The 20,523-nt window shown below is 66.6% G+C and carries 33 protein-coding genes and 1 pseudogene; 3 read left to right on the top strand and 31 right to left on the bottom strand.

What is annotated here, in order from left to right; all coding sequences use genetic code 11:
- Positions 1 to 28 precede the first annotated feature (28 nt).
- Entirely contained in the window at positions 29 to 796 is a 768-nt protein-coding gene (locus VFQ84_RS05485; RefSeq protein WP_325130030.1) for a sulfite exporter TauE/SafE family protein, read from the top strand.
- Positions 797 to 872: 76 nt separating this feature from the next.
- On the top strand, positions 873 to 2,468 hold the full coding sequence (locus tag VFQ84_RS05480) for an amidase (RefSeq protein WP_325130028.1): 1,596 nt from the start codon (positions 873 to 875) through the stop codon (positions 2,466 to 2,468).
- Between the two features lie 13 nt (positions 2,469 to 2,481).
- On the opposite strand, the gene VFQ84_RS05475 is transcribed toward VFQ84_RS05480, so the two are convergent.
- Positions 2,482 to 2,742, bottom strand: coding sequence for a helix-turn-helix transcriptional regulator (locus VFQ84_RS05475; RefSeq protein WP_325130026.1), 261 nt, complete (start codon positions 2,740 to 2,742; stop codon positions 2,482 to 2,484).
- Positions 2,743 to 2,836: 94 nt separating this feature from the next.
- Between VFQ84_RS05475 and VFQ84_RS05470 the strand changes: the two genes are divergently transcribed.
- Positions 2,837 to 4,330, top strand: a complete 1,494-nt coding sequence (locus tag VFQ84_RS05470) for an NADP-dependent isocitrate dehydrogenase (protein WP_325130025.1) — start codon at positions 2,837 to 2,839, stop codon at positions 4,328 to 4,330.
- A 21-nt stretch (positions 4,331 to 4,351) separates the two neighbouring features.
- Here VFQ84_RS05470 and VFQ84_RS05465 read toward each other — a convergent pair whose 3' ends face one another.
- The 30 genes and pseudogenes from VFQ84_RS05465 to VFQ84_RS05320 all read right to left on the bottom strand — a co-directional run.
- Positions 4,352 to 5,746, bottom strand: a complete 1,395-nt coding sequence (locus tag VFQ84_RS05465) for a class II 3-deoxy-7-phosphoheptulonate synthase (RefSeq protein WP_325130023.1) — start codon at positions 5,744 to 5,746, stop codon at positions 4,352 to 4,354.
- A 119-nt stretch (positions 5,747 to 5,865) separates the two neighbouring features.
- On the bottom strand, positions 5,866 to 6,378 hold the full coding sequence (locus tag VFQ84_RS05460) for a disulfide bond formation protein B (protein WP_325130021.1): 513 nt from the start codon (positions 6,376 to 6,378) through the stop codon (positions 5,866 to 5,868).
- A gap of 145 nt (positions 6,379 to 6,523) precedes the next feature.
- Entirely contained in the window at positions 6,524 to 6,904 is a 381-nt protein-coding gene (rplQ, locus tag VFQ84_RS05455; protein WP_325130019.1) for a 50S ribosomal protein L17, read from the bottom strand.
- Positions 6,905 to 6,933: 29 nt separating this feature from the next.
- Complete coding sequence (locus tag VFQ84_RS05450) at positions 6,934 to 7,929, bottom strand: DNA-directed RNA polymerase subunit alpha (protein ID WP_325130017.1); 996 nt, start codon at positions 7,927 to 7,929, stop codon at positions 6,934 to 6,936.
- 23 nt (positions 7,930 to 7,952) lie between these two features.
- The gene (gene rpsD, locus VFQ84_RS05445) at positions 7,953 to 8,582 is read right to left on the bottom strand and encodes a 30S ribosomal protein S4 (RefSeq protein ID WP_290886151.1); all 630 of its coding nucleotides are present in this window, start codon (positions 8,580 to 8,582) and stop codon (positions 7,953 to 7,955) included.
- Between the two features lie 21 nt (positions 8,583 to 8,603).
- Entirely contained in the window at positions 8,604 to 8,993 is a 390-nt protein-coding gene (gene rpsK / locus VFQ84_RS05440; RefSeq protein ID WP_034213261.1) for a 30S ribosomal protein S11, read from the bottom strand.
- 9 nt (positions 8,994 to 9,002) lie between these two features.
- Positions 9,003 to 9,359, bottom strand: coding sequence for a 30S ribosomal protein S13 (gene rpsM, locus VFQ84_RS05435; RefSeq protein WP_034213264.1), 357 nt, complete (start codon positions 9,357 to 9,359; stop codon positions 9,003 to 9,005).
- Positions 9,360 to 9,607: 248 nt separating this feature from the next.
- Positions 9,608 to 10,978, bottom strand: coding sequence for a preprotein translocase subunit SecY (secY, locus tag VFQ84_RS05430; RefSeq protein WP_325130013.1), 1,371 nt, complete (start codon positions 10,976 to 10,978; stop codon positions 9,608 to 9,610).
- A 4-nt stretch (positions 10,979 to 10,982) separates the two neighbouring features.
- Positions 10,983 to 11,420, bottom strand: a complete 438-nt coding sequence (gene rplO, locus VFQ84_RS05425; protein WP_325130011.1) for a 50S ribosomal protein L15 — start codon at positions 11,418 to 11,420, stop codon at positions 10,983 to 10,985.
- Between the two features lie 20 nt (positions 11,421 to 11,440).
- Positions 11,441 to 11,623 (bottom strand): 50S ribosomal protein L30, encoded by a 183-nt coding sequence (rpmD, locus tag VFQ84_RS05420; RefSeq protein WP_325130009.1) that lies wholly within the window; start codon positions 11,621 to 11,623, stop codon positions 11,441 to 11,443.
- The gene (gene rpsE, locus VFQ84_RS05415; protein ID WP_325130007.1) at positions 11,616 to 12,137 is read right to left on the bottom strand and encodes a 30S ribosomal protein S5; all 522 of its coding nucleotides are present in this window, start codon (positions 12,135 to 12,137) and stop codon (positions 11,616 to 11,618) included. The genes rpmD and rpsE overlap by 8 nt, the downstream gene beginning before the upstream one ends.
- Before the next feature lie 90 nt (positions 12,138 to 12,227).
- On the bottom strand, positions 12,228 to 12,581 hold the full coding sequence (rplR, locus tag VFQ84_RS05410; protein WP_325130005.1) for a 50S ribosomal protein L18: 354 nt from the start codon (positions 12,579 to 12,581) through the stop codon (positions 12,228 to 12,230).
- 32 nt (positions 12,582 to 12,613) lie between these two features.
- The gene (gene rplF, locus VFQ84_RS05405; RefSeq protein WP_325130003.1) at positions 12,614 to 13,141 is read right to left on the bottom strand and encodes a 50S ribosomal protein L6; all 528 of its coding nucleotides are present in this window, start codon (positions 13,139 to 13,141) and stop codon (positions 12,614 to 12,616) included.
- Positions 13,142 to 13,154: 13 nt separating this feature from the next.
- Complete coding sequence (rpsH, locus tag VFQ84_RS05400; RefSeq protein ID WP_325130001.1) at positions 13,155 to 13,550, bottom strand: 30S ribosomal protein S8; 396 nt, start codon at positions 13,548 to 13,550, stop codon at positions 13,155 to 13,157.
- A gap of 63 nt (positions 13,551 to 13,613) precedes the next feature.
- On the bottom strand, positions 13,614 to 13,919 hold the full coding sequence (gene rpsN / locus VFQ84_RS05395; RefSeq protein ID WP_325129999.1) for a 30S ribosomal protein S14: 306 nt from the start codon (positions 13,917 to 13,919) through the stop codon (positions 13,614 to 13,616).
- Positions 13,920 to 13,936: 17 nt separating this feature from the next.
- A complete protein-coding gene (gene rplE, locus VFQ84_RS05390; RefSeq protein ID WP_325129997.1) occupies positions 13,937 to 14,479 on the bottom strand; it encodes a 50S ribosomal protein L5 in 543 nt (180 codons plus the stop codon).
- 11 nt (positions 14,480 to 14,490) lie between these two features.
- A complete protein-coding gene (gene rplX, locus VFQ84_RS05385) occupies positions 14,491 to 14,805 on the bottom strand; it encodes a 50S ribosomal protein L24 (RefSeq protein WP_034213288.1) in 315 nt (104 codons plus the stop codon).
- A 15-nt stretch (positions 14,806 to 14,820) separates the two neighbouring features.
- Positions 14,821 to 15,189, bottom strand: a complete 369-nt coding sequence (gene rplN / locus VFQ84_RS05380) for a 50S ribosomal protein L14 (protein ID WP_034213292.1) — start codon at positions 15,187 to 15,189, stop codon at positions 14,821 to 14,823.
- Positions 15,190 to 15,200: 11 nt separating this feature from the next.
- Positions 15,201 to 15,464: a 30S ribosomal protein S17 gene (gene rpsQ, locus VFQ84_RS05375; RefSeq protein WP_325129993.1), complete on the bottom strand. Its 264-nt coding sequence runs from the start codon at positions 15,462 to 15,464 to the stop codon at positions 15,201 to 15,203.
- Between the two features lie 9 nt (positions 15,465 to 15,473).
- On the bottom strand, positions 15,474 to 15,659 hold the full coding sequence (rpmC, locus tag VFQ84_RS05370) for a 50S ribosomal protein L29 (RefSeq protein ID WP_325129991.1): 186 nt from the start codon (positions 15,657 to 15,659) through the stop codon (positions 15,474 to 15,476).
- Between the two features lies 1 nt (position 15,660).
- Positions 15,661 to 16,074, bottom strand: a complete 414-nt coding sequence (rplP, locus tag VFQ84_RS05365; protein ID WP_034213302.1) for a 50S ribosomal protein L16 — start codon at positions 16,072 to 16,074, stop codon at positions 15,661 to 15,663.
- Positions 16,075 to 16,080: 6 nt separating this feature from the next.
- Entirely contained in the window at positions 16,081 to 16,782 is a 702-nt protein-coding gene (gene rpsC / locus VFQ84_RS05360) for a 30S ribosomal protein S3 (RefSeq protein ID WP_325129987.1), read from the bottom strand.
- A gap of 16 nt (positions 16,783 to 16,798) precedes the next feature.
- Entirely contained in the window at positions 16,799 to 17,134 is a 336-nt protein-coding gene (gene rplV / locus VFQ84_RS05355) for a 50S ribosomal protein L22 (protein WP_034213338.1), read from the bottom strand.
- Between the two features lie 11 nt (positions 17,135 to 17,145).
- Positions 17,146 to 17,418, bottom strand: coding sequence for a 30S ribosomal protein S19 (gene rpsS / locus VFQ84_RS05350; RefSeq protein ID WP_325129984.1), 273 nt, complete (start codon positions 17,416 to 17,418; stop codon positions 17,146 to 17,148).
- A 6-nt stretch (positions 17,419 to 17,424) separates the two neighbouring features.
- Positions 17,425 to 18,252, bottom strand: coding sequence for a 50S ribosomal protein L2 (rplB, locus tag VFQ84_RS05345; RefSeq protein ID WP_325129982.1), 828 nt, complete (start codon positions 18,250 to 18,252; stop codon positions 17,425 to 17,427).
- Between the two features lie 10 nt (positions 18,253 to 18,262).
- Positions 18,263 to 18,559 (bottom strand): 50S ribosomal protein L23, encoded by a 297-nt coding sequence (gene rplW, locus VFQ84_RS05340; protein WP_034213340.1) that lies wholly within the window; start codon positions 18,557 to 18,559, stop codon positions 18,263 to 18,265.
- Positions 18,556 to 19,158, bottom strand: coding sequence for a 50S ribosomal protein L4 (gene rplD, locus VFQ84_RS05335; RefSeq protein ID WP_325129977.1), 603 nt, complete (start codon positions 19,156 to 19,158; stop codon positions 18,556 to 18,558). Before rplD ends, rplW begins: the two co-directional genes overlap by 4 nt.
- A gap of 10 nt (positions 19,159 to 19,168) precedes the next feature.
- Positions 19,169 to 19,816: a 50S ribosomal protein L3 gene (rplC, locus tag VFQ84_RS05330; protein WP_325129975.1), complete on the bottom strand. Its 648-nt coding sequence runs from the start codon at positions 19,814 to 19,816 to the stop codon at positions 19,169 to 19,171.
- Between the two features lie 10 nt (positions 19,817 to 19,826).
- The gene (gene rpsJ / locus VFQ84_RS05325) at positions 19,827 to 20,138 is read right to left on the bottom strand and encodes a 30S ribosomal protein S10 (protein WP_022968186.1); all 312 of its coding nucleotides are present in this window, start codon (positions 20,136 to 20,138) and stop codon (positions 19,827 to 19,829) included.
- A 245-nt stretch (positions 20,139 to 20,383) separates the two neighbouring features.
- A pseudogene (locus VFQ84_RS05320) lies at positions 20,384 to 20,523 on the bottom strand (elongation factor Tu); the annotation flags it as partial.

The raw sequence follows: 20,523 nt of genomic DNA, 5'->3' as shown, positions 1-20,523 counted from the left end.
CGGGAGCCCTTCCGTAGCAGGCACGGCCATGACGGCCGAACTGTGGCTGCTGACTGCGTTGGCCGGCTTCGCCGCCGGCCTGCTCGACAGCATCGTGGGCGGCGGCGGGCTGATCCTCACGCCCGCCATGCTGAACCTGCATCCGGGCCTGAACATCCTGCAGGCCATCGGCACCCAGCGCACCAGTTCGCTGCTGGGCACCAGCGTCGCCGCCTGGAACTACTTCCGCCACGTCGTGGTGGAGCGGCGCATCGTCGTCCCCGCCCTGGTGTCCGCCCTCGCCGCTTCGGCGATCGGCGTGCAGTTCGCCAAACGCAGCGATCCCGAGCTCCTGAAGATGGCGGTGCTGGTGGTCTGCGTGCTGCTGGCCGTCTACACGGTGCTGCGCAAGGACCTGGGCCAGAAGGAAGCGCGCCGGTTCGCGCCGCATCGCGAAGCCTGGGCCGCGGTGGCGGTCGGCGGCGCCTGCGGTTTCTACAACGGCCTGATCGGGCCCGGCACCGGCACCCTGATGGTGTTCGCCTTCGTCAGCGTGCTGGGCCTGGACTTCCTGAAGTCCTCCGCCGTCTCGAAGTCCACCAACGTCGCCGCCGACCTGAGCTCGTGGACCGTGCTGGCGCTGTCGGGCTACGTGGTCTGGCTGCTGGCGATCCCGCTCATCATCGGCAACATGCTCGGCAGCTACGTCGGCAGCAAGCTGGCGATCCGCCAGGGCGACCGCTTCATCCGCATGGTCTTCCTGGCGGTGGTGCTGGCGCTGGTGGCGCGGCTGGCCTGGGGCGTGTTCTTCACCTGACGTGCATTGCGGCGTCCGGCGACGCGCCGGATACTCGGCCGGCGGCGCACCCTGCCCGCCCGCCCGGATTCCCGCCATGCGCCGTCTGCTTCCGTTCGCCCTCCTCCTGCTGCTGGCGGCCTGCACGCCATCGCCTGCCCCGTCCCCCGCCGGCACCGAGCCCGCGCCGATGGCCGCAGCCGACCCCGTCGTGGAGGAGCTCGGCGTCGCCGACGCGCAAGCGCGCATGGCGTCCGGCGAGACCTCGTCCGAAGCGCTCACCCGCGCCTACCTGGCGCGCATCGATGCGATCGACCGCGAAGGCCCGGCCCTGCGGGCGGTGATCGAAACCAACCCCGCGGCGATCGACGAGGCCCGCGCGCTCGACGCCGAGCGCGCCGCCGGCAAGCTGCGCGGCCCGCTGCACGGCATCCCCGTGCTGCTCAAGGACAACATCGACGCGGTCGGCATGGCCAACAGCGCCGGCTCGCTGGCGCTGGCCGCCAACCGCCCCGGTGACGACGCCTTCCTGGTCACGCGCCTGCGCGACGCCGGCGCCGTGATCCTGGGCAAGACCAACCTGAGCGAGTGGGCCAACTTCCGCTCGACCCGCTCAAGCTCGGGCTGGAGCTCGCGCGGCGGCCAGACCCGTAACCCCTACGTGCTCGACCGCAATCCCTGCGGCTCCAGCGCCGGCACCGGCAGCGCCATCGCCGCCAGCCTGGCCACCGTGGGCGTGGGCACCGAGACCGACGGCAGCATCATCTGCCCGTCCGCGGTGAACGGGCTGGTGGGCCTGAAGCCGACCGTGGGCGTGGTCAGCCGGGACGGCATCATTCCGATCTCGATCTCGCAGGACACCGCCGGCCCGATGGGCCGCACGGTGGCGGACGTGGCGGCGCTGATGAACGCCCTGGCCGGCATCGACGAGCAGGATCCGGCCTCGCACGCGGCCGCCGGCAATCTTCCGGTCGATTACACCGCCGCGCTGGATGCCGGCGCGCTGGCCGGCAAGCGCCTGGGCGTGCTGCGCCAGGCCATGGGCTACCACCCGGGCGTGGACGCCAACGTCGAGGCCTCGATCGCCGCCCTGCGCGCCGCCGGCGCCGAGGTGGTGGACGTCCGTATCGACACCCTGGGCCAGTGGGGCGCGGACGAGCTCGAGGTGCTGCTCTACGAGTTCAAGGACGGGCTCAACGCCTACCTGGCCGGGCGCGACGGCGTGCCCGGCTCGCTGGAAGCGCTGATCGCCTGGAACGACGCCCACGCCGACGAGGCCATGCCCTGGTTCGGGCAGGAGCTGTTCCTGCAGGCGCAGGCCAAGGGCGGGCTCGATTCGGCCGACTACCTGGCCGCGCGTGACCGCATCCGGCGCCTGGCCGGGGCCGAGGGCCTGCTCAAGGCGCTGGATGGCGCGCAGCTCGACGCCATCATCGCCCCCAGCACCTCGCCGGCCTGGCCGACCGACTGGATCAACGGCGACCACTTCAGCGGCGCCGGCTACGGCAGCGCCGCGGTGGCCGGCACACCCAGCCTGACCGTGCCTTCGGGCGAGGTGCAGGGCCTGCCGATCGGGCTGGTGTTCATGGGGCGGCCCTACAGCGAGCCGGAGCTGCTGGCCCTGGGCCATGCCTTCGAGCAGGCCACGAAGGCGCGCAAGCCGCCGCGCTACCTGCCGACGCTGGCGCCCTGAGCGCCGCCGGGGCTCAGGCCCCGGACAGCACCAGTTCCAGCAATTCGCCGATCGTACGGTGCGCCTCCAGCGGGTGGCGCAGCCGCAGGTCGTGCTGGATTCGGTAGAGGTTGCGCCGGCCCTCGCGTTCCCGCACCAGCGCGCCGGCGCCCTCCAGCTCGGCCACGATCCGCTGCACCGCCCGCTCGGTGATCCCCACCTTCGCCGCGACTTCGCGCAGCGTCGCGCCCGGCACCGAGGCCAGGGCCACCAGCACGTGGGTGTGGTTGGACATGAAGGTCCAGCCCGCGGACGCGGCCGGGTCATTGACGGGCGGCTCAAAACCTGATTCTATATTCACGACATTTTTTTCGTGCATTGGAGTTCATATGTCTGCTGCCGCTGGAAATCGCCTGCCTGCCACCCTCCCCGCCCGTACCATCGCGGTCGCCCATGGCGACGGCATCGGTCCGGAAATCATGGCGGCCACCCTGCGCGTGCTTGCCGCAGCGGATCCGGCCCTCACTTTCCACGAAGTGTCGCTGGGCCTCAAGGCCTACGAGGCCGGCCATGCCGGCGGCTTCGATGGCGACGCGCTGGACGTGATCGCCTCGCACGGCGTGCTGCTCAAGGCGCCGCTGTCGACGCCCCAGGGCGGCGGCTTCAAGAGCGTGAACGTCACCCTGCGCAAGACCCTGGGCCTGTTCGCCAACGTCCGGCCCTGCGTGGCCTACCACCCGGCGCTGCCGGCCCCGCACCCGGGCATGGACCTGGTGGTGGTGCGCGAGAACGAAGAGGACACCTACGCGGGCATCGAACACCGGCAGACCGACGAAGTGGTGCAGTGCCTGAAGCTGATCACGCGCCCGGGCTGCGAGCGCATCGTGCGGCATGCCTTCGAATACGCCGTGGCCAACGGCCGCCGCAAGGTCACCTGCATGACCAAGGACAACATCATGAAGCTCACGGACGGGCTGTTCCACGCCGTCTTCGAGGAGATCGCCCCCGAGTACCCCGGCATCGCCACCGAGCACATGATCATCGACATCGGCACCGCCCGGGTGGCGACGCGCCCGCGCGACTTCGACGTCATCGTCACCCCGAACCTCTACGGCGACATCCTCTCGGACGTCGCCGCGGAAGTGGCCGGCTCCATCGGCCTGGCGCCCTCGGCCAACATCGGCTACGGCGCGGCGATGTTCGAGGCGGTGCACGGCTCGGCGCCCGACATCGCGGGCAAGGACCTCGCCAACCCGTCGGGCCTGCTGCTGTCGGCGGTGATGATGCTGGTGCACCTGGGTCGCGGCGCGCCGGCCACCCTGGTCCACAACGCCTGGCTGCGCACGCTCGAGGACGGCGTGCTGACCGGCGACGTGGCGGCGGCGGGCCAGGTCCGGCGGGTCGGGACCCAGGCCTTCGCCGACGCCGTGATCGAGCGGCTCGGCCAGGCGCCCACCCGCCTGCGTGCCGTCGATTACCCGAGCCGGACGGAAACGACGGCGGCCGCGCCGGCGCGAACCCTGTCGGTCGCGCGGCGCCCGGCCGCGGACAAGCAGCTCGAAGGCGTCGACCTGTTCCTGCACTGGGACCAGGACGGTCGCTCCCCCGCCGCCCTGGGCGCACGCCTCGAGCGGATCGCGGGGCCCGACTTCAGCCTGGAGCTGATCACCAACCGCGGCGTGAAGGTCTACCCGAACGGCAACGCGCGCACCCTGTGCTCCGACCACTGGCGCTGCCGCTTCCGCGCCCCGGCCGGGGTGTCGCCGCTGGCGATCGCCGCGCTGATGGCGCGCGCCGCGCACGCCGGCCTGGACGTGATCAAGACCGAGAACCTGTACCGGTTCGACGGCAAGGCGGGCTACTCGCAGGCGCAGGGCGCCTGAGGCCGCCGGGCGGCGCCGGTCTCAGGCCGGGACCGGCGCGGCCAGCAGCGACTGCTTGCGCACGATCAGCATCGCGATCTCCAGCGACTGCTCGTAGTTCAGGCGCGGATCGACGGTGGAGCGGTAGGCCCGCTCGAGGTCGATGTCGGTCAGGTCACGGGCGCCGCCGGTGCATTCGGTGACGTTTTCACCGGTCAGTTCCAGGTGCACGCCGCCCAGGCGGGTGCCGGCGGCCGCGTGCAGTTCGAAGCTGGCCTCGACCTCGCCCCGGATGTTGTCGAAGCGCCGGGTCTTGAAGCCGTTGCTGGTGCTTTCGGTGTTGCCGTGCATCGGATCGCAGATCCAGAGCACGCGGCGGCCCTCCTTGCGGATGGCGTCGAGCAGCGGCGGCAGCTGGGTAGCGACCTTGCCGGCGCCCATGCGGTGGATGTAGCTCAGGCGGCCCGGCTCGTTCTCGGGGTTGAGTACGTCGGTGAGGCGCAGCAGCTGGTCGGGCGTGACCGAGGGGCCGATCTTGACCGCGATCGGATTGCGGATGCCGCGGAAGTACTCGGTGTGGGCGCCGTCCAGCGCGGCCGTGCGCATGCCGATCCACGGGAAGTGGGTGGACAGGTTGAACCAGCCCCACTGGCGCGGCACCTGGCGGGTCAGCGCTTCCTCGTAGGGCAGCAGCAGCGCTTCGTGCGAGGTGTAGAAATCGGCGCGATTGAGGTTGTGCAGCGCCTCGCCGGCGATGGTCTCCATGAAGCGCACGGCGTCGCCGACCGCGGCGACCATCTTCTGGTACTCGTCCGACAGCGGCGAGTGGCCGACCCAGCCCAGGTCCCAGTATTCCGGGTGGTGCAGGTCGGCGAAGCCGCCGTCGACCAGGGCGCGGACGAAGTTCATCGTCATCGCCGAGCGGGCGTGGCCCTTCACCATGCGCCGCGGATCCGGCGTGCGCGCCTCGGCGCTGAACTCGGGCTGGTTGATGAAGTCGCCGCGGTAGCTGGGCAGCGACACGCCGCCGCGCTCCTCGGTGTCGGCCGAGCGCGGCTTGGCGTACTGGCCGGCGAAGCGGCCCACGCGCACCACCGGCAGGCGCAGGCCGTGCACGAGCACCAGGCTCATCTGCAGCAGCACCTTCAGGCGATTGGAGATCAGCCCGGATTCGCAGTCGGCGAAGCTCTCGGCGCAGTCGCCGCCCTGGAGCAGGAAGCGCTTGCCTTCCTGGGCCTCGGCCAGCTGCTTCTTCAGCGCCAGGATTTCCCAGGACGTCACCAGCGGCGGCAGCCGGCCCAGCTCATCCTGCACCTGGGCCAGCGCGGCGGGATCGGGATAGGTGGGCTGCTGGGTCGCAACCCGGCCCCGCCAGCTCGCCGGCGTCCAATCGCCGGGCACTGGTACGGACTGCAGGTTGCGATCACTGGCGCTCATCGTGGTTCCGTTTCAAAGAGGGAAGGAAATCATGCCACAGCGTCGCCGAGGCGTTGTCAGGACGCTGTGTTGGCGGCCTCGCGGGCGATCGCGCCGCGGGGCGTGCTGCCTTGCTTGACTCAGGGGCGACGGCGCAGCGCGGCCCACAGCGCGCCCAGGCCCAGGCCGACGAACCACACCAGGGTCCAGGCCGGCATCGACACGCCGAGGAAGGTCCAGTCGACCTTGGCGCATTCGCCCGAGCCCTGCAGGATGCTCGACAGCGCCTTCAGCGGCCCCATCGCCTCGAGCATGTAGTCCAGGCCCATGCTGCTGCACAGCGGCACGTCGCTGGGCGGCAGCGACTGCAGCCAGACGTGGCGGCCGGCGACACCGGCACCGGCGCCGGCGGCGCACAGCGCCAGGAAACCGTAGATACCGCGGCCCAGCCGGCCCCGCGGCGAATGCAGGCCACCGACCAGGAACACCAGGCCAAGCGCCGCGAACGCGATGCGCTGCAGGATGCACAGCGGGCACGGCAGCATCAGCATGCCGAACTGCACGTAGAGCGCGTAGCCGATCAGTCCGAAGCACAGCACGAAGCCGGTCAGGTACTGCGCACGGAAGGTCCAGGCGAAGGGGTTGGCGGTCATCGTGCAAATCCGTGTCGGAGGGGCTCAGGGTACACAGACCGCGCCGGCGCGGTGAAGTTCTGGCGCCGGCCCGGCCGGTGGCCCGGGCCGGAAACGAAGACCCCGGCCGGAGCCGGGGTCTTGGTGTGTTGCGGTGTCGCTTGGCTTACTCGGCGTCAGCCGCGGCCTGCGGACGGTCCACCAGCTCGACGTAGGCCATCGGGGCGTTGTCGCCCGGACGGAAGCCGCACTTGAGGATGCGCAGGTAGCCGCCGGGACGGGCCTGGTAACGCGGGCCCAGCTCGACGAACAGCTTGCCGACCGCTTCCTTGTCACGCAGGCGGGACATGGCCAGGCGGCGATTCGCCACGCCATCGGTCTTGCCGATGGTGATGAGCGGCTCGGCCACGCGGCGCAGTTCCTTGGCCTTGGGCAAGGTGGTGCGGATGAGTTCGTGCTTGATCAGGGACGCCGCCATGTTGCTGAACATCGCTTCGCGATGGGCACTGTTGCGGCTGAGTTGGCGTCCGGAATTACGATGGCGCATGGTCGTGTTTCCTTAGTGAATTACCGGGCTCAGCCCAGCATGCCCTGCTGCAGGCCGGCCGGCGGCCAGTTCTCCAGCTTCATGCCGAGGGACAGGCCGCGCTGAGCCAGCACTTCCTTGATCTCGGTGAGCGACTTCTTGCCCAGGTTCGGGGTCTTGAGCAGCTCGACCTCGGTGCGCTGGATCAGGTCGCCGATGTAGTAGATGTTCTCGGCCTTGAGGCAGTTCGCCGAACGCACCGTCAGCTCCAGGTCGTCGATCGGGCGCAGGAGCACCGGATCGATGCCCGTCGCCGGCAGCTTGGCGGCGCTGCGGTCGCGCTGGGTGAAGTCACCGAAGACCGAAAGCTGGTCGGTGAGGATGTCGGCGGCCGTGCGGATCGCGTCCTCGGCATCGATCGTGCCGTTGGTCTCGATCTCCAGGACCAGCTTGTCCAGGTCGGTGCGCTGCTCCACGCGGGCCGCTTCCACGGCATACGCGACGCGGCGGACCGGCGAGAAGGTCGCGTCCAGCACCAGGCGGCCGATCGCACGGGACTCTTCGTCCGGGCGGCGGCGATCGGCGGCCGGCTGGTAGCCGAAACCGCGCTCGATCTTCAGGCGCATGTTCAGCGCCGTGTCCTTGGTGAGGTGGGCGATCACGTGGTCACCGTTCAAGATCTCGACGTTGTGGTCGACCTTGATGTCGGCGGCGGTGACGATGCCCGGGCCCTTCTTCTGCAGCGTCAGCGTGGTGTGGTCCACGTTGTGCATGCGGATGGCGACGTCCTTGAGGTTGAGCAGGACTTCGAGCACGTCCTCCTGCAGGCCCTCGACGGTGGTGTACTCGTGCAGCACGCCGTCGATCTCGACTTCCGTGATGGCGAAGCCGGGGATCGAAGACAGCAGCACGCGACGCAGGGCGTTGCCCAGCGTGTGGCCGTAGCCGCGCTCCAGCGGCTCGATGACCACCTTCGCGCGGTTGGAACCGAGTCGTTCAATGTGCGGGCCGCGCGGACGCAGCACCTGGGTGGCGGTAACCGTCATGGTCAAGGTGTCTCCTGAGAGGATTACTTCGAGTACAACTCGACGATTAGCGCTTCATTGATATCCGAGGGCAGGTCGGCACGATCCGGGACGGCCTTGAAGACGCCGGCGAACTTCTTCGCGTCGACTTCGCACCAGCTCGGGACCAGGTCCATCTGCTGGGACAGGTTCACGGCTTCCTGGACGTTCAGGTGCTTCTGCGCCTTCTCGGTCAGGGTGACGGCGTCGCCGGCCTTGACCTGGTAGGACGGCAGGTTCACCGGCTTGCCGTTGACCAGCACGCCCTTGTGGGACACCAGCTGGCGGGCCTGCGGACGGGTGACGGCGAAGCCCATGCGGTAGACGACGTTGTCGAGGCGCTGCTCGAGCATCTGCAGCAGGGTCTCGCCGGTGTTGCCCTTCTTGCGGGCGGCCTTGGTGTAGTACGAGCGGAACTGACGCTCCAGCAGGCCGTAGATGCGCTTGACCTTCTGCTTCTCGCGAAGCTGGGTGGCGTAGTCGGACAGCTTGCCCTTGCGGGCAACCGGGCCGTGCTGGCCGGGCTTCTGTTCGAGCTTGCACTTGGAGTCGATCGCGCGAGCGGGCGACTTCAGGCTGAGGTCGGCGCCTTCGCGGCGGGCGAGCTTACAGGTGGGACCAATGTAACGAGCCATTTATATAGTCTCCAGTTCCCGTTAGACGCGGCGCTTCTTCGGCGGCCGGCACCCGTTGTGCGGGATCGGGGTGACGTCGATGATGTTGGTGATCTTGTACCCGACGGCGTTCAGCGAACGCACGGCCGACTCGCGGCCCGGGCCAGGGCCCTTGATACGGACTTCCAGGGTCTTCACACCGTAGTCGAGGGCGGCCTTGCCGGCCTTCTCGGCGGCCACCTGGGCGGCGAACGGGGTCGACTTGCGGGAACCGCGGAAACCCGCGCCGCCCGAAGTGGCCCACGACAGCGCATTGCCCTGGCGATCGGTGATGGTGACGATGGTGTTGTTGAAAGAAGCTTGGACGTGGGCGATGCCGTCGGTGACGACTCGCTTGATCTTCTTCTTGGTCTTGACTGCCGGCTTGTTCATTGGCTGCCCTTACTTCTTGATGGCTTTGCGCGGACCCTTGCGGGTACGGGCGTTGGTCCGGGTACGCTGACCGCGCATCGGGAGGCCGCGACGATGACGCAGGCCGCGGTAGCAGCCCAGGTCCATCAGACGCTTGATCGACATGCCGACTTCGCGACGGAGGTCGCCCTCGACGATGTACTTGGCCACCTCGGCGCGGATGCGCTCGATTTCCGGCTCGGACAGGTCGCGGATCTTGGTGGCCTGGGCCACGCCAGCCGCGTCACAAACAAGCTTCGACCGGGTACGGCCGATGCCAAAGATACTCTGCAGGCCCACCCAGACATGCTTCTGGACAGGCAGGTTGACACCCGCAATGCGCGCCATCAGGCGTTCTCCAACTTAAAATTGAGCGCAGTGAATCACGAATTATAACAGGGCTTGGGGTTTAATTGTAGCCCCCCGGGTCCAAGGACCCGGGAAACCCGGCATGGGGAGTGTGCCCATGCTCCGGCGACAAGCTGGAACCTGCCCTCCCCCTTCCTGGGGTCGGGCGCCCCGCGCTACTCCAGCGCAGGAACCAGTTCCGGCTTATCCGCGCGCCAAGCCGCCGCGCGGACCGCCCATCGTTGGTGTCAGCCGCGGGTCAGGCCCCGGCCGCCACCTTTCAGATTCGCTTTCTTCATCAGGCTTTCGTACTGATGGGACATCAGGTGGGCCTGGATCTGGGCGGTGAAATCCATCACCACCACGACAACGATCAGCAGCGACGTGCCGCCGAAATAGAACGGGACCGACCAGAAGGCACGGATGACTTCGGGCAGCAGGCAGACCAGCACCAGGTACAGGGCGCCGATCAGGGTCAGGCGGGTCAGCACGCCGTCGATGTAGTCGGCGGTGGCCTTGCCCGGACGGATGCCCGGGACCAGGGCGCCCGACTTCTTCAGGTTGTCCGCGGTTTCCTGGGAATTGAAGACCAGGGCGGTGTAGAAGAAGGCGAAGCCCACGATCAGGCCGCCGTAGAGCAGCATGTGCAGCGGTTCGCTCGGCGCCAGGGCCTGGCTCAGGTCCTGCAGCCAGACATTGAGGTTGTCGCGCCAGGCGACGCCGGTCGGCTCACCGGCCTGGCCGAACCACTGAACCATGGTCGCCGGGAACATGATCAGGCTGGAGGCAAAGATCGCCGGGATCACGCCCGCCATGTTGAGCTTCAGCGGCAGGTGCGAGTTCTGGTTCATGTAGGCCTGGCGGCCACCCTGCCGGCGGGCGTAGTTCACGGTGATGCGGCGCTGGCCGCGCTCCATGAACACCACGAAGTAAGTCACGCCGATGACCAGGGCAAGGATCGCCATGACGGCGAACCAGCTCAGCTCGCCGCTACCGGCCTGCTGCAGGGTCGAGAAGACCGCGCTGGGAAGGCTGGCGACGATGCCGGCGAAGATGATCAGCGAGATGCCGTTGCCGATGCCGCGCTCGGTGATCTGCTCGCCCAGCCACATCAGGAAGATGGTGCCGGCGGTCAGGGCCACGATGGCGGTCAGGATGAAGCCGGGGCCCGGCGCATACACCACGCCCGGCTGCTGCTGCAGCATGCTGGCGATCGAGCCGGCCTGGACGACGGCCAGGACGACCGCACCGATGCGGGAATACTGGGTCAGCTTGCGCCGACCGCTCTCGCCTTCCTTCTTCATCGCCTTCCAGGGCTCGTAGATCTGGCCCATGAGCTGCACGATGATGGAAGCGGAGATGTAGGGAACCACGTTCAGCGCGAACAGGCTGAAGCGGTTCAGGGCGCCACCGGAGAACATGTTGAACATGTCGACGATGGTGCCCTGCTGGGCCTCCATCAACCGCAGCATGGCCTGGGGATCGATGCCCGGCACCGGGATGTAGCTGCCGACGCGGTAGACGACCAGGGCCAGGATCACGAAGACCAGGCGCTGGCGGAGCTCGGTGAACTTACCGAGCCCTCCCAGGGCGCTTGCTGCGGAAGTGGACTGCGTCAAGGCCTTACTCCGTCACGCTGCCGCCGGCCGCTTCAACGGCGGCCTTGGCACCGGCCGTCGCGAGCAGGCCCTTGAGCACGAACTTCTTGGTCAGTTCGCCCTTCTTGACGACCTTCGCCTGCTTGGCGTTGGCCGGCACCAGCTTGGCGGCGCGCAGGGCGGCGAAATCGATCTCGCCGGCCTCGAGCTTGTCGAGCTGGTACAGCAGCACTTCGGCGGTGTCGTTCTTCAGCTTGGAGCGGAAGCCGACCTTCGGGAGGCGCTTGTAGATGGGCATCTGGCCGCCTTCGAAGCCGGCCTTGATCTTGCCCTTGCCGGCGCGCGCGAACGAGCCCTTGTGGCCGCGACCCGCGGTCTTGCCGAGGCCGGAGCCGATGCCGCGACCAACGCGGACGCGATCCTTGCGGGCGCCGTCGGCGGGCTTGAGAGTATTGAGCTTCATATGGGTTCTCCTTGGCTCGCTCAGGACTCGACGCGAACCAGGTAATGCACCTGGTTGATCAGGCCGCGCACGGACGGGGAGTCCTTGAGCTCGCGGACATCATTGAGCTTGTTCAGGCCCAGGGCCTTCACGGAAAGGCGGTGGCGGGCCTGGCAGCCACGAAGGCCCTTCACCAGGCGAACCTTGACGGTCTTGTCAGCCATTGAGGATCTCCTCGAGCTTCTTGCCACGCTTGGCGGCGATGCGCGCCGGCGAGGTGGTCTCGGTCAGGCCCTTGACGGTGGCACGGACCAGGTTGATCGGGTTGCGCGAGCCGACGGCCTTGGCCAGCACGTTCTTGACGCCGACCGCTTCGAGCACGGCGCGCATGGCGCCGCCGGCGATCACGCCGGTACCTTCCGAGGCGGGCTGCATGTAGACGCGGGCGGCGCCGTGGCCGGCCTTGACCGGGTGCCACAGGGTGCCCTCGTTGAGATCGACCTGGACCATCGCCTTGCGGGCGTATTCCATCGACTTCTGGATGGCGACCGGCACTTCGCGCGCCTTGCCGTAGCCGAAGCCGACCTTGCCGGCACCGTCGCCGACCACGGTCAGCGCGGTGAAGGTGAACTGACGACCGCCCTTGACGGTCTTGGAGACGCGGTTGACGGCGACCAGCTTCTCGATGAAGCCGTCGTCGCTTTCCCCGCGATTGCGATCGCGCTCGTTGCTAGCCATTTGGATGGATTCCTGGGTTTGCTTACGGCCTATGGCCGCTTATGGTTGTGGTTGGTACTGGAAACACAAGCCCTGCCGCGATGGCCGGGCTTAGAACTGCAGGCCACCCTCGCGGGCGGCGTCGGCCAGGGCCTTGATACGGCCATGGTAGCGGTAGCCAGAACGATCGAAGGCGACCTTGTCGATGCCAGCAGCCAGCGCCTTGGCGGCGATGGTGCGGCCGACCTTGGCGGCGGCTTCCATGTTCTTGCAACCCTTCAGGCCATCCTTGATTTCGGCCTGCACGGTGGAGGCCGAAGCCAGCACCTTGGAGCCGTCGGAGGTGAAGAGCTGGGCGTAGATGTGCTGACCCGAGCGCAGCACCGACAGGCGGGCGACGCCGAGCTTGCGGATGTGCGAACGCGTGGTCTTGGCGCGACGCAGGCGGGCGATGTTCTTGTCCATGGTTTCTTACCTCGAGGAAGCGGAAGCGCCCATTAGGCCTTCTTGGCTTCCTTCATGATGATCTTCTCGCCGGAGTAACGGATGCCCTTGCCCTTGTAGGGCTCCGGCTTGCGGTACGCACGGATCTTGGCGGCAACTTCGCCCACCTGCTGCTTGTCGGCACCGGAGACCAGGATCTCGGTCTGGGTCGGGGTCGACAGCGTGATGCCCTCGGGCGCCACGTAAACAGTCGGGTGCGAGAAGCCCAGGCTCAGGTTCAGGTCCTTGCCCTGCATGGCGGCGCGGTAACCGACGCCGACCAGCTCGAGCTTGCGGGTGAAGCCTTCGGCCACGCCCTGGATCATGTTGGCCAGGATGGCGCGGGCGGTGCCGGCCATGGGGATGTTCTCGGCATTGACTGCGGACAGCTGCAGGACGCCATTGTCGAGCTTGAACTCGACGCCGGCCGGCTTGGCCAGGCTCAGGGTGCCCTTCGGGCCCTTGACCGTGACCTGGTCGGCGGTGGCGTTGAAATCGACGCCCTTGGGCATCTGGATCGGCTTCTTGGCAACGCGGGACATGGGTGCGTTCTCCTTAGGCCACGAGGCAGATGACTTCGCCGCCCACGCCCGCAGCGCGGGCCTGGCGATCGGTCATCAGACCCTGGGAAGTGGAGATGATGGCGACGCCGAGGCCGGCGAGCACCTTCGGCAGGTCGTCCTTGCCCTTGTACTGGCGAAGGCCCGAACGGGAGACGCGCTCGAGGCGCTCGATCACCGGCTTGCCTTCGTAGTACTTCAGGGAGACTTCCAGCTTGGCCTTGGCGCCCTCGCCGCTCACGCGGAAGTCGCCGATGTAGCCTTCGGACTTCAGCACGGTGGCGATGGCCAGCTTCATCTTGGAGGCAGGCATGGAAACCTGCTGCTTGCCGACGGCGAGCGCATTCTTGATGCGCACCAGCATGTCGGCGATAGGATCAGTCATGCTCATTGTTATTACCTTCTAGGTTTCAGGAGCACCGATATCCGCAAGTCCCCCGAGGGGGACCGGCGATTACCAGCTGGCCTTGCGCAGGCCGGGGACGTCGCCACGCATGGTGGCTTCGCGCAGCTTGTTGCGGCCGAGGCCGAACTTGCTGTACACGCCGCGCGAGCGGCCGGTGAGTTCGCAGCGGTTGCGCACGCGGCTCGGGCTCGAGTCGCGCGGCAGCTTCTGCAGCTTGGTGGCGGCGTCCATCTTCTCTTCGAAAGAAGCGGTGACGCTGCTGATGATTTCCTTCAGCGCGTTGCGCTTGGTCGCGTGCTTGGCTACCAGCTTCTTCCGCTTGATGTCGCGGTTAACCATCGACGTCTTGGCCATGATCTATATCCTCGAAATCAGTTGCGGAACGGGAAGTTGAAGGCCTGCAGCAGCGCCTTGGCTTCTTCGTTGGTCTTCGCCGTCGTGGTGATGGCGATGTCCATGCCGCGCATCGCGTCAACGGCATCGAAATCGATCTCGGGGAAGATGATCTGTTCCTTGATGCCCATGTTGTAGTTGCCGCGGCCGTCGAACGAACGACCCGAGACGCCGCGGAAGTCACGCACGCGGGGCAGCGAGATGTTGATCAGGCGGTCGAGGAACTCGAACATCTTGGCGCGGCGCAGGGTCACCTTGCAGCCGATAGGCCAGCCGTCGCGGATCTTGAAGCTGGCGACCGAGACGCGGGCGTTGGTGGTGATCGGCTTCTGGCCGGCGATCTTGGTCATGTCGGCGACGGCATTTTCCAGGATCTTCTTGTTGCCCACGGCCTCGCCCACGCCCATGTTCAGCGTGATCTTGGAGATGCGGGGAACCTGCATGATGTTCTCGTAGCCGAACTGCTCCATGAGCTGCGGGACCACGGTTTCCTTGTAGATCTTTTCGAGACGGGTGCTCATGACATCATTCCTTAGGCGTCGATCGCCTCACCGCTCGAGCGGAACACACGCACTTTGCGTCCATTCTCGAGCACCTTGAAACCAATGCGCTCACCCTTGCCCGAGGCCTGGTTGAACAGCATCACGTTGGAGATGTGGATCGGCGCTTCACGCTCGACGATGCCACCGGCGACGTTCGCCTGCGGGTTCGGCTTGGTGTGGCGCTTGATGATGTTGGCGTTCTGCACGATGACCTTGTCACCGGCAACACGCACGACCTCACCTTTCTTGCCCTTGTCGGCGCCGGCGATGATGATCACCTGGTCGCCCTTGCGAATACGGTTCATTGTCGGTTCCTTCGCTCAGATCACTTCGGGAGCGAGCGAGACGATCTTCATGAACTTCTCGGAGCGAAGTTCACGGGTCACGGGCCCGAAGATGCGGGTGCCGATCGGCTCCTGCTTGTTGTTCAGCAGCACGGCGGCGTTACCGTCGAAACGGATCAGCGAGCCATCGGCCCGGCGCACGCCGGAACGGGTGCGGACGACGACGGCGTCGTAGACCTCGCCCTTCTTGACCTTGCCGCGGGGAATGGCGTCCTTGACGGTCACCTTGATGATGTCGCCGATGTGGGCGTAACGGCGCTTGGAGCCGCCGAGCACCTTGATGCACATCATTTCCTTGGCGCCGGAGTTGTCGGCGGCCTCGAGGTAGCTCTGTACCTGGATCATGTCTGGCCTCCTTACTTCACGGCACGCGTGATGATTTCCACCACGCGCCAGTTCTTGGTCTTCGACAGCGGACGGCACTCGGTCACCCGGACGACGTCGCCTTCGTTGCAGGCGTTCTCTTCGTCGTGGGCGTGGAGCTTGGTCGAGCGCCGGATGTACTTGCCGTACAGGGCGTGCTTGACCTGGCGCTCCACGAGGATCGTCACGGACTTGTTCATCTTGTTGCTGACGACGCGGCCTTCGACCGTGCGCGTCTGGTTGGCATTATCGCTCATGGCTCGCCCTTACTTCTTATCGGTCAGCAGGGTCATCGTCTGCGCAATCTCGCGACGGACCAGCTTGATTCGGTGGGGGGCGTTGAGCTGACCGGTGGCCTTCTGCATGCGGAGCGCGAACTGCTCCTTGTGCAGGTCCAGCAGGTGGGTCTTCAGCTCGGTCGCCGACTTTTGACGCAGTTCCTTGAGTTCCATATCAGCGCACCGTCCGGGTCACGAAAGTGGTGGTGACCGAGAGCTTCGCGGCCGCCAGGCGGAACGCCTCGCGAGCGGTGGCTTCGTCGACACCCTCGATTTCATAGATCACGCGGCCGGGGGCGATCTGGGCCACCCAGTACTCGACGTTGCCCTTACCGGCGCCCATTCGGACTTCGATCGGCTTCTTCGTGATCGGCTTGTCGGGGAACACGCGGATCCACATCTTGCCGCCACGCTTGACGTAACGGCTGATGGAACGACGCGCGGCCTCGATCTGGCGAGCGGTCAGCTGGCCGTGCGAGGTGGCCTTCAGGCCGTACTCGCCGAAGCTGACGGCGGCGCCGGCCCAGCTCAGGCCGTCGTTACGGGACTTGAAGACCTTGCGGTACTTGGTTCGCTTGGGTTGCAGCATGGCGGCTTACCTCATTTCCTTCGCAGGACGGGACGGGCGCTCGGAGCGCTCCTCCACTTTCTCCTGGCCAACCTGGCTGAAATCGAAAATCTCGCCCTTGTAGACCCACACCTTCACGCCAATGATGCCGTAGGTGGTGAGGGCTTCGGCGAAGCCGTAGTCGATGTCGGCGCGGAGGGTGTGCAGGGGCACGCGGCCCTCGCGGTACCACTCCGAACGCGCGATCTCGGCGCCGTTCAGGCGGCCGGCGACGTTGACCTTGATGCCCAGGGCACCGAGGCGCATCGAGTTGCCGACGGCGCGCTTCATCGCGCGGCGGAACATGATGCGGCGCTCGAGCTGCTGCGCGATCGACTCGGCCACCAGCTGCGCGTCGAGCTCGGGCTTGCGCACCTCGGAGACATTGATGTGCGCCGGGACGCCCATGATGTCCGAGACTTCCTTGCGCAGCTTCTCGATGTCCTCACCGCGCTTGCCGATCACCACGCCCGGGCGGGCGGAGTGGATCGTGACGCGGGCGGACTTCGACGGGCGCTCGATCAGGATCTTCGAGATGCCGGCCTGGGCGAGCTTCTTGCGCAGCATCGCACGGACCTTGAGGTCGGACGTGAGGTACTGGGCGTAGTCGCGCTTGTTGGCGAACCACTTGGAATTCCAATCCTTGGCGATGCCCAGGCGGATTCCGGTCGGATGAACTTTGTGACCCATATTCTTCGTCCCTGCCTTACTTGCCCGAGCCCACAACCACAGTGATGTGGCTGGTGCGCTTGAGGATGCGGGTGCCGCGGCCCTTGGCGCGGGCCATGAAACGCTTCAGGACGGGGCCCTCGTCGACCATGATGGTGGCGACCTTGAGCTCGTCGATGTCAGCGCCGAGGTTGTTTTCGGCATTCGAGATCGCGGACCACAGGACCTTACCGATCAGGTGGGCGGCTTTCTTGTCCGAGAACTTCAGCAGATCGTGGGCGCGGGAGGCCTGCATGCCGCGGACCTGGTCGGCGACCAGGCGGGCCTTCTGCGGCGAGATCCGGGCGGTGCGGAGGATGGCTTTGGATTCCATGGTCATACCCCTTACTTGCCGGACTTCTTGTCGCCGCCATGACCCTTGAAGGTCCTGGTGAGGGCGAACTCGCCGAGCTTGTGACCCACCATGTTCTCGTTCACCAGGACCGGGATGTGCACCTTGCCATTGTGGATGGCGATGGTGAGCCCGACCATTTCCGGCGAGACCATGGAACGACGCGACCAAGTCTTGATCGGCTTCTTGCTGTTGCCCTGGGCGGCCTCCACCTTCTTGATGAGGTGGTGGTCGATGAAGGGACCTTTCTTAAGAGAACGTGCCATGGCCTATCAACCCCTGCGATCGCGCACGATGAACTTCTGGGTGCGCTTGTTCTTGCGCGTCTTGTAACCCTTCGCCGGCGTGCCCCACGGGGACACCGGGTGCGGGTTGCCCTGGCCAGCCTTGGCCTCGCCACCACCGTGCGGATGGTCGACGGGGTTCATGGCGGCGCCGCGGACGGTCGGCTTGACGCCGCGCCAGCGCTTGGCACCGGCCTTGCCCAGCTTCTCGAGGTTGTGCTCGACGTTGCCGACTTCACCGATGGTGGCGCGGCAGTCGGCCGGCACCTTGCGCATCTCGCCGGAGCGGAGGCGCAGGGTGGCGTAGCCGCCGTCGCGGGAGATCAGCTGGGCGCCGGCGCCAGCGGCGCGGGCCAGCTGGGCACCCTTGCCCGGCTTCATCTCGACGCAATGCACGGTCGAACCGACCGGCATGTTGCGCAGCGGCAGGCTGTTGCCGGTCTTGATCGGCGCGTCCTTGCCGGCGATCACCTGGTCGCCGTTGGCCAGGCCCTTGGGAGCGATGATGTAGCGGCGCTCGCCGTCGGCATAGCACAGCAGCGCGATGTGCGCGGTGCGGTTCGGGTCATATTCGATCCGCTCGACACGGGCGGGGATGCCCTCCTTGTCGCGCTTGAAATCGATCATGCGGTAATGCTGCTTGTGGCCACCGCCGATGTGGCGGGTGGTGATGCGACCGTAGTTGTTACGGCCGCCGCTCTTGCTCTGCTTTTCGACCAGCGATTCCAGCGGGCCGCCCTTGTGCAGGCCGGCGGTGGAGACGCGCACCATGGCGCGGCGGCCAGGCGAGGTCGGCTTGAAAGTCATTAGTGCCATGGGTAATGCCTCAGGCCTTGGCCATCACGTCGATCGACTGGCCATCGGCCAGGCGAACGTATGCTTTGCGCCAGTCGCCGCGACGGCCTGCGCGCGAACGGAAGGTCTTGCTCTTGCCCTTCACGTTCAACACGTTGACCGCTTCGACCTTGACGTTGAACAGCGACTCAACGGCGGACTTGACGTCGGCCTTGGTCGCAGTCGTCGCCACTTCGAAGACGTACTGGTTGCTCTGCTCCTGGATGCGCGCAGTCTTTTCAGACACGCGCGGCGCGCGGATCACGCCGAGGATCTTGATGTTGCTCATGCCAGCCACTCCTCGACCTTCTTGACCGCTTCCGCGGTCATGATCACGTACTCGGCACCGACCAGGGCGACCGGGTCCAGGCCCTGGACGTCGCGGACCTGCACGTACGGCAGGTTGCGGGCGGCCAGGAACAGGGCGTCGGAGCCGTCCTCGGTGACGATCAGCGGACGGGCGATGCCCATCTCGTTCAACTTGGCGACCAGCGCCTTGGTCTTGGCCTCGGCCACGTCGAACGAATCGACGACCTTCAGGCGACCCTGGCGGTTGAGCTCCGAGATGATCGCGCAGACAGCGGCGCGGTACATCTTGCGGTTCACCTTCTGGGCGAAGTTGCGCGGCTTGGCGGCGAACGTCACGCCACCACCGATGAAGATCGGGGCGCGGTAGTCACCGTGGCGGGCACCGCCGCCCTTCTGCTTCTTGAACTTCTTGGTCGTGCCGGAGACTTCCGAGCGCGTCAGCTGGGCCTTGGTGCCTGCACGGCCGGCGTTGCGGAAAGCAACCACCACCTGGTGCACCAGATCCTCGCTAAATTCGCGACCAAAGACGGCGTCGGAGACCGACAGCGGCTTGGCGCTTCCAATAACGGCGAGTTCCATTACTTACTCCTCAACCTTTGCTCGTCGGACGGACGATGACATCGCCGCCCGGCGCACCGGGAACGGAACCCTTGACCGCGATCAGGCCGCGCTCGGCGTCGACCTTGACCACTTCGAGGTTCTGCATGGTCTGGTTCTCGGCACCCATGTGGCCGGACATCTTCTTGCCCGGGAACACGCGGCCCGGCGTCTGGCGCTGGCCGATGGAACCCGGCGAGCGGTGCGACAGCGAGTTACCGTGGGTGGCGTCGCCCATCTTGAAGTTCCAGCGCTTGATCGTGCCCTGGAAGCCCTTGCCCTTGGTGACGCCGGCGACGTCGACCATCTGGCCGACGGCGAAGATGTCAGCCTTGATCTCGGCGCCGACTTCGTAGTTGCCCGCGTCCTTGTCGGCGATGCGGAACTCCCACAGACCGCGGCCCGACTCCACCTTCGCCTTGGCGTAGTGACCCGACAGCGGCTTGTTGACCAGCGCGGCGCGCTTGGTGCCGGCAGTGACCTGCACGGCGGTGTAGCCGTCGTTCTCGACGGTCTTGATCTGGGTGATGCGATTCGGGCTGGCCTCGATCACGGTCACCGGGATGGAACGGCCATCGTCGGTGAAGATGCGGCTCATGCCCGCCTTGCGGCCCACGATTCCAATGTTTTTGGTCGTCATGGTCTTTGCCTCAGGTCAGCTTGATCTGGACGTCGACGCCGGCCGCGAGCTCGAGCTTCATGAGCGCGTCAACGGTCTTGTCGTTGGGGTCGACGATGTCCAGCACACGCTTGTGGGTGCGGGTCTCGTACTGGTCACGCGCGTCCTTGTCGACGTGCGGCGACACCAGCACGGTGTAGCGTTCGATCTTGGTCGGCAGCGGGATCGGGCCGCGCACCTGCGCGCCGGTCCGCTTGGCCGTCTCCACGATTTCGGAAGCCGAACGATCAATCAGGCGATGATCGTAGGCCTTGAGCCGAATCCGGATCTTCTGGTCCGCCATGGCGAATTCCTTGTTTCGGTAAAGAGCGTCGGAACCAGGGGCTTTGCGCCCTGGTTCCCGTGGAAAACAAACTCGGCGGACCATGTCTGGTCCACCGAGCAAGAAAGTATAGCTTGTGTTAAACCGCCCTGTAAAGGGTTGTTTTACACAGCTTCGACCGTCCTGGCCGCGAACACGAGGGGCGTCCTGCCCCTCATTTCGTATGTAGGCCGCCCCTGGGGGCGACCGAGCCGCGCACTATACGCTTACTTGATGACCTTGGCAACCACGCCGGCGCCGACGGTACGGCCGCCTTCGCGGATCGCGAAGCGCAGGCCCTCGTCCATCGCGATCGGGGCGATCAGGGTGACCACCATCTTCACGTTGTCGCCCGGCATCACCATCT

This window comes from Arenimonas sp. (genome assembly GCF_035721105.1).
Taxonomy (GTDB): Bacteria; Pseudomonadota; Gammaproteobacteria; order Xanthomonadales; family Xanthomonadaceae; genus Arenimonas.
This window is presented reverse-complemented; position numbering and strand designations above follow the sequence as displayed.

Coding starts and splice junctions, on each gene's coding strand:
- rplD (WP_325129977.1), bottom strand. CDS start 19,158: ATGGAACTCGCCGTTATTGGAAGCGCCAAGCCGCTGTCGGTCTCCGAC.
- rpsN (WP_325129999.1), bottom strand. CDS start 13,919: ATGGCCAAGACGTCGATGGTTAACCGCGACATCAAGCGGAAGAAGCTG.
- rpsQ (WP_325129993.1), bottom strand. CDS start 15,464: ATGAGCGATAATGCCAACCAGACGCGCACGGTCGAAGGCCGCGTCGTC.
- VFQ84_RS05475 (WP_325130026.1), bottom strand. CDS start 2,742: ATGTCCAACCACACCCACGTGCTGGTGGCCCTGGCCTCGGTGCCGGGC.
- rplP (WP_034213302.1), bottom strand. CDS start 16,074: ATGCTGCAACCCAAGCGAACCAAGTACCGCAAGGTCTTCAAGTCCCGT.
- rpmC (WP_325129991.1), bottom strand. CDS start 15,659: ATGGAACTCAAGGAACTGCGTCAAAAGTCGGCGACCGAGCTGAAGACC.
- VFQ84_RS05470 (WP_325130025.1), top strand. CDS start 2,837: ATGTCTGCTGCCGCTGGAAATCGCCTGCCTGCCACCCTCCCCGCCCGT.
- rplC (WP_325129975.1), bottom strand. CDS start 19,816: ATGACGACCAAAAACATTGGAATCGTGGGCCGCAAGGCGGGCATGAGC.
- rplO (WP_325130011.1), bottom strand. CDS start 11,420: ATGAAGCTCAATACTCTCAAGCCCGCCGACGGCGCCCGCAAGGATCGC.
- VFQ84_RS05485 (WP_325130030.1), top strand. CDS start 29: ATGACGGCCGAACTGTGGCTGCTGACTGCGTTGGCCGGCTTCGCCGCC.
- rplW (WP_034213340.1), bottom strand. CDS start 18,559: ATGAGCAACATCAAGATCCTCGGCGTGATCCGCGCGCCGCGCGTGTCT.
- rpsE (WP_325130007.1), bottom strand. CDS start 12,137: ATGGCTAGCAACGAGCGCGATCGCAATCGCGGGGAAAGCGACGACGGC.
- rpsD (WP_290886151.1), bottom strand. CDS start 8,582: ATGGCTCGTTACATTGGTCCCACCTGTAAGCTCGCCCGCCGCGAAGGC.
- rplX (WP_034213288.1), bottom strand. CDS start 14,805: ATGAACCGTATTCGCAAGGGCGACCAGGTGATCATCATCGCCGGCGCC.
- VFQ84_RS05480 (WP_325130028.1), top strand. CDS start 873: ATGCGCCGTCTGCTTCCGTTCGCCCTCCTCCTGCTGCTGGCGGCCTGC.
- rpsJ (WP_022968186.1), bottom strand. CDS start 20,138: ATGGCGGACCAGAAGATCCGGATTCGGCTCAAGGCCTACGATCATCGC.
- rpmD (WP_325130009.1), bottom strand. CDS start 11,623: ATGGCTGACAAGACCGTCAAGGTTCGCCTGGTGAAGGGCCTTCGTGGC.
- rplE (WP_325129997.1), bottom strand. CDS start 14,479: ATGAGCACCCGTCTCGAAAAGATCTACAAGGAAACCGTGGTCCCGCAG.
- rplV (WP_034213338.1), bottom strand. CDS start 17,134: ATGGAATCCAAAGCCATCCTCCGCACCGCCCGGATCTCGCCGCAGAAG.
- rpsM (WP_034213264.1), bottom strand. CDS start 9,359: ATGGCGCGCATTGCGGGTGTCAACCTGCCTGTCCAGAAGCATGTCTGG.
- VFQ84_RS05450 (WP_325130017.1), bottom strand. CDS start 7,929: ATGACGGTTACCGCCACCCAGGTGCTGCGTCCGCGCGGCCCGCACATT.
- rpsH (WP_325130001.1), bottom strand. CDS start 13,550: ATGAGCATGACTGATCCTATCGCCGACATGCTGGTGCGCATCAAGAAT.
- VFQ84_RS05460 (WP_325130021.1), bottom strand. CDS start 6,378: ATGACCGCCAACCCCTTCGCCTGGACCTTCCGTGCGCAGTACCTGACC.
- rplR (WP_325130005.1), bottom strand. CDS start 12,581: ATGGACAAGAACATCGCCCGCCTGCGTCGCGCCAAGACCACGCGTTCG.
- rplN (WP_034213292.1), bottom strand. CDS start 15,189: ATGATCCAGGTACAGAGCTACCTCGAGGCCGCCGACAACTCCGGCGCC.
- rpsC (WP_325129987.1), bottom strand. CDS start 16,782: ATGGGTCACAAAGTTCATCCGACCGGAATCCGCCTGGGCATCGCCAAG.
- rplB (WP_325129982.1), bottom strand. CDS start 18,252: ATGGCACTAATGACTTTCAAGCCGACCTCGCCTGGCCGCCGCGCCATG.
- rpsS (WP_325129984.1), bottom strand. CDS start 17,418: ATGGCACGTTCTCTTAAGAAAGGTCCCTTCATCGACCACCACCTCATC.
- rplF (WP_325130003.1), bottom strand. CDS start 13,141: ATGTCCCGCGTTGCCAAGAAGCCGATCCAGATGCCCAAGGGCGTCGAT.
- VFQ84_RS05465 (WP_325130023.1), bottom strand. CDS start 5,746: ATGAGCGCCAGTGATCGCAACCTGCAGTCCGTACCAGTGCCCGGCGAT.
- rplQ (WP_325130019.1), bottom strand. CDS start 6,904: ATGCGCCATCGTAATTCCGGACGCCAACTCAGCCGCAACAGTGCCCAT.
- rpsK (WP_034213261.1), bottom strand. CDS start 8,993: ATGAACAAGCCGGCAGTCAAGACCAAGAAGAAGATCAAGCGAGTCGTC.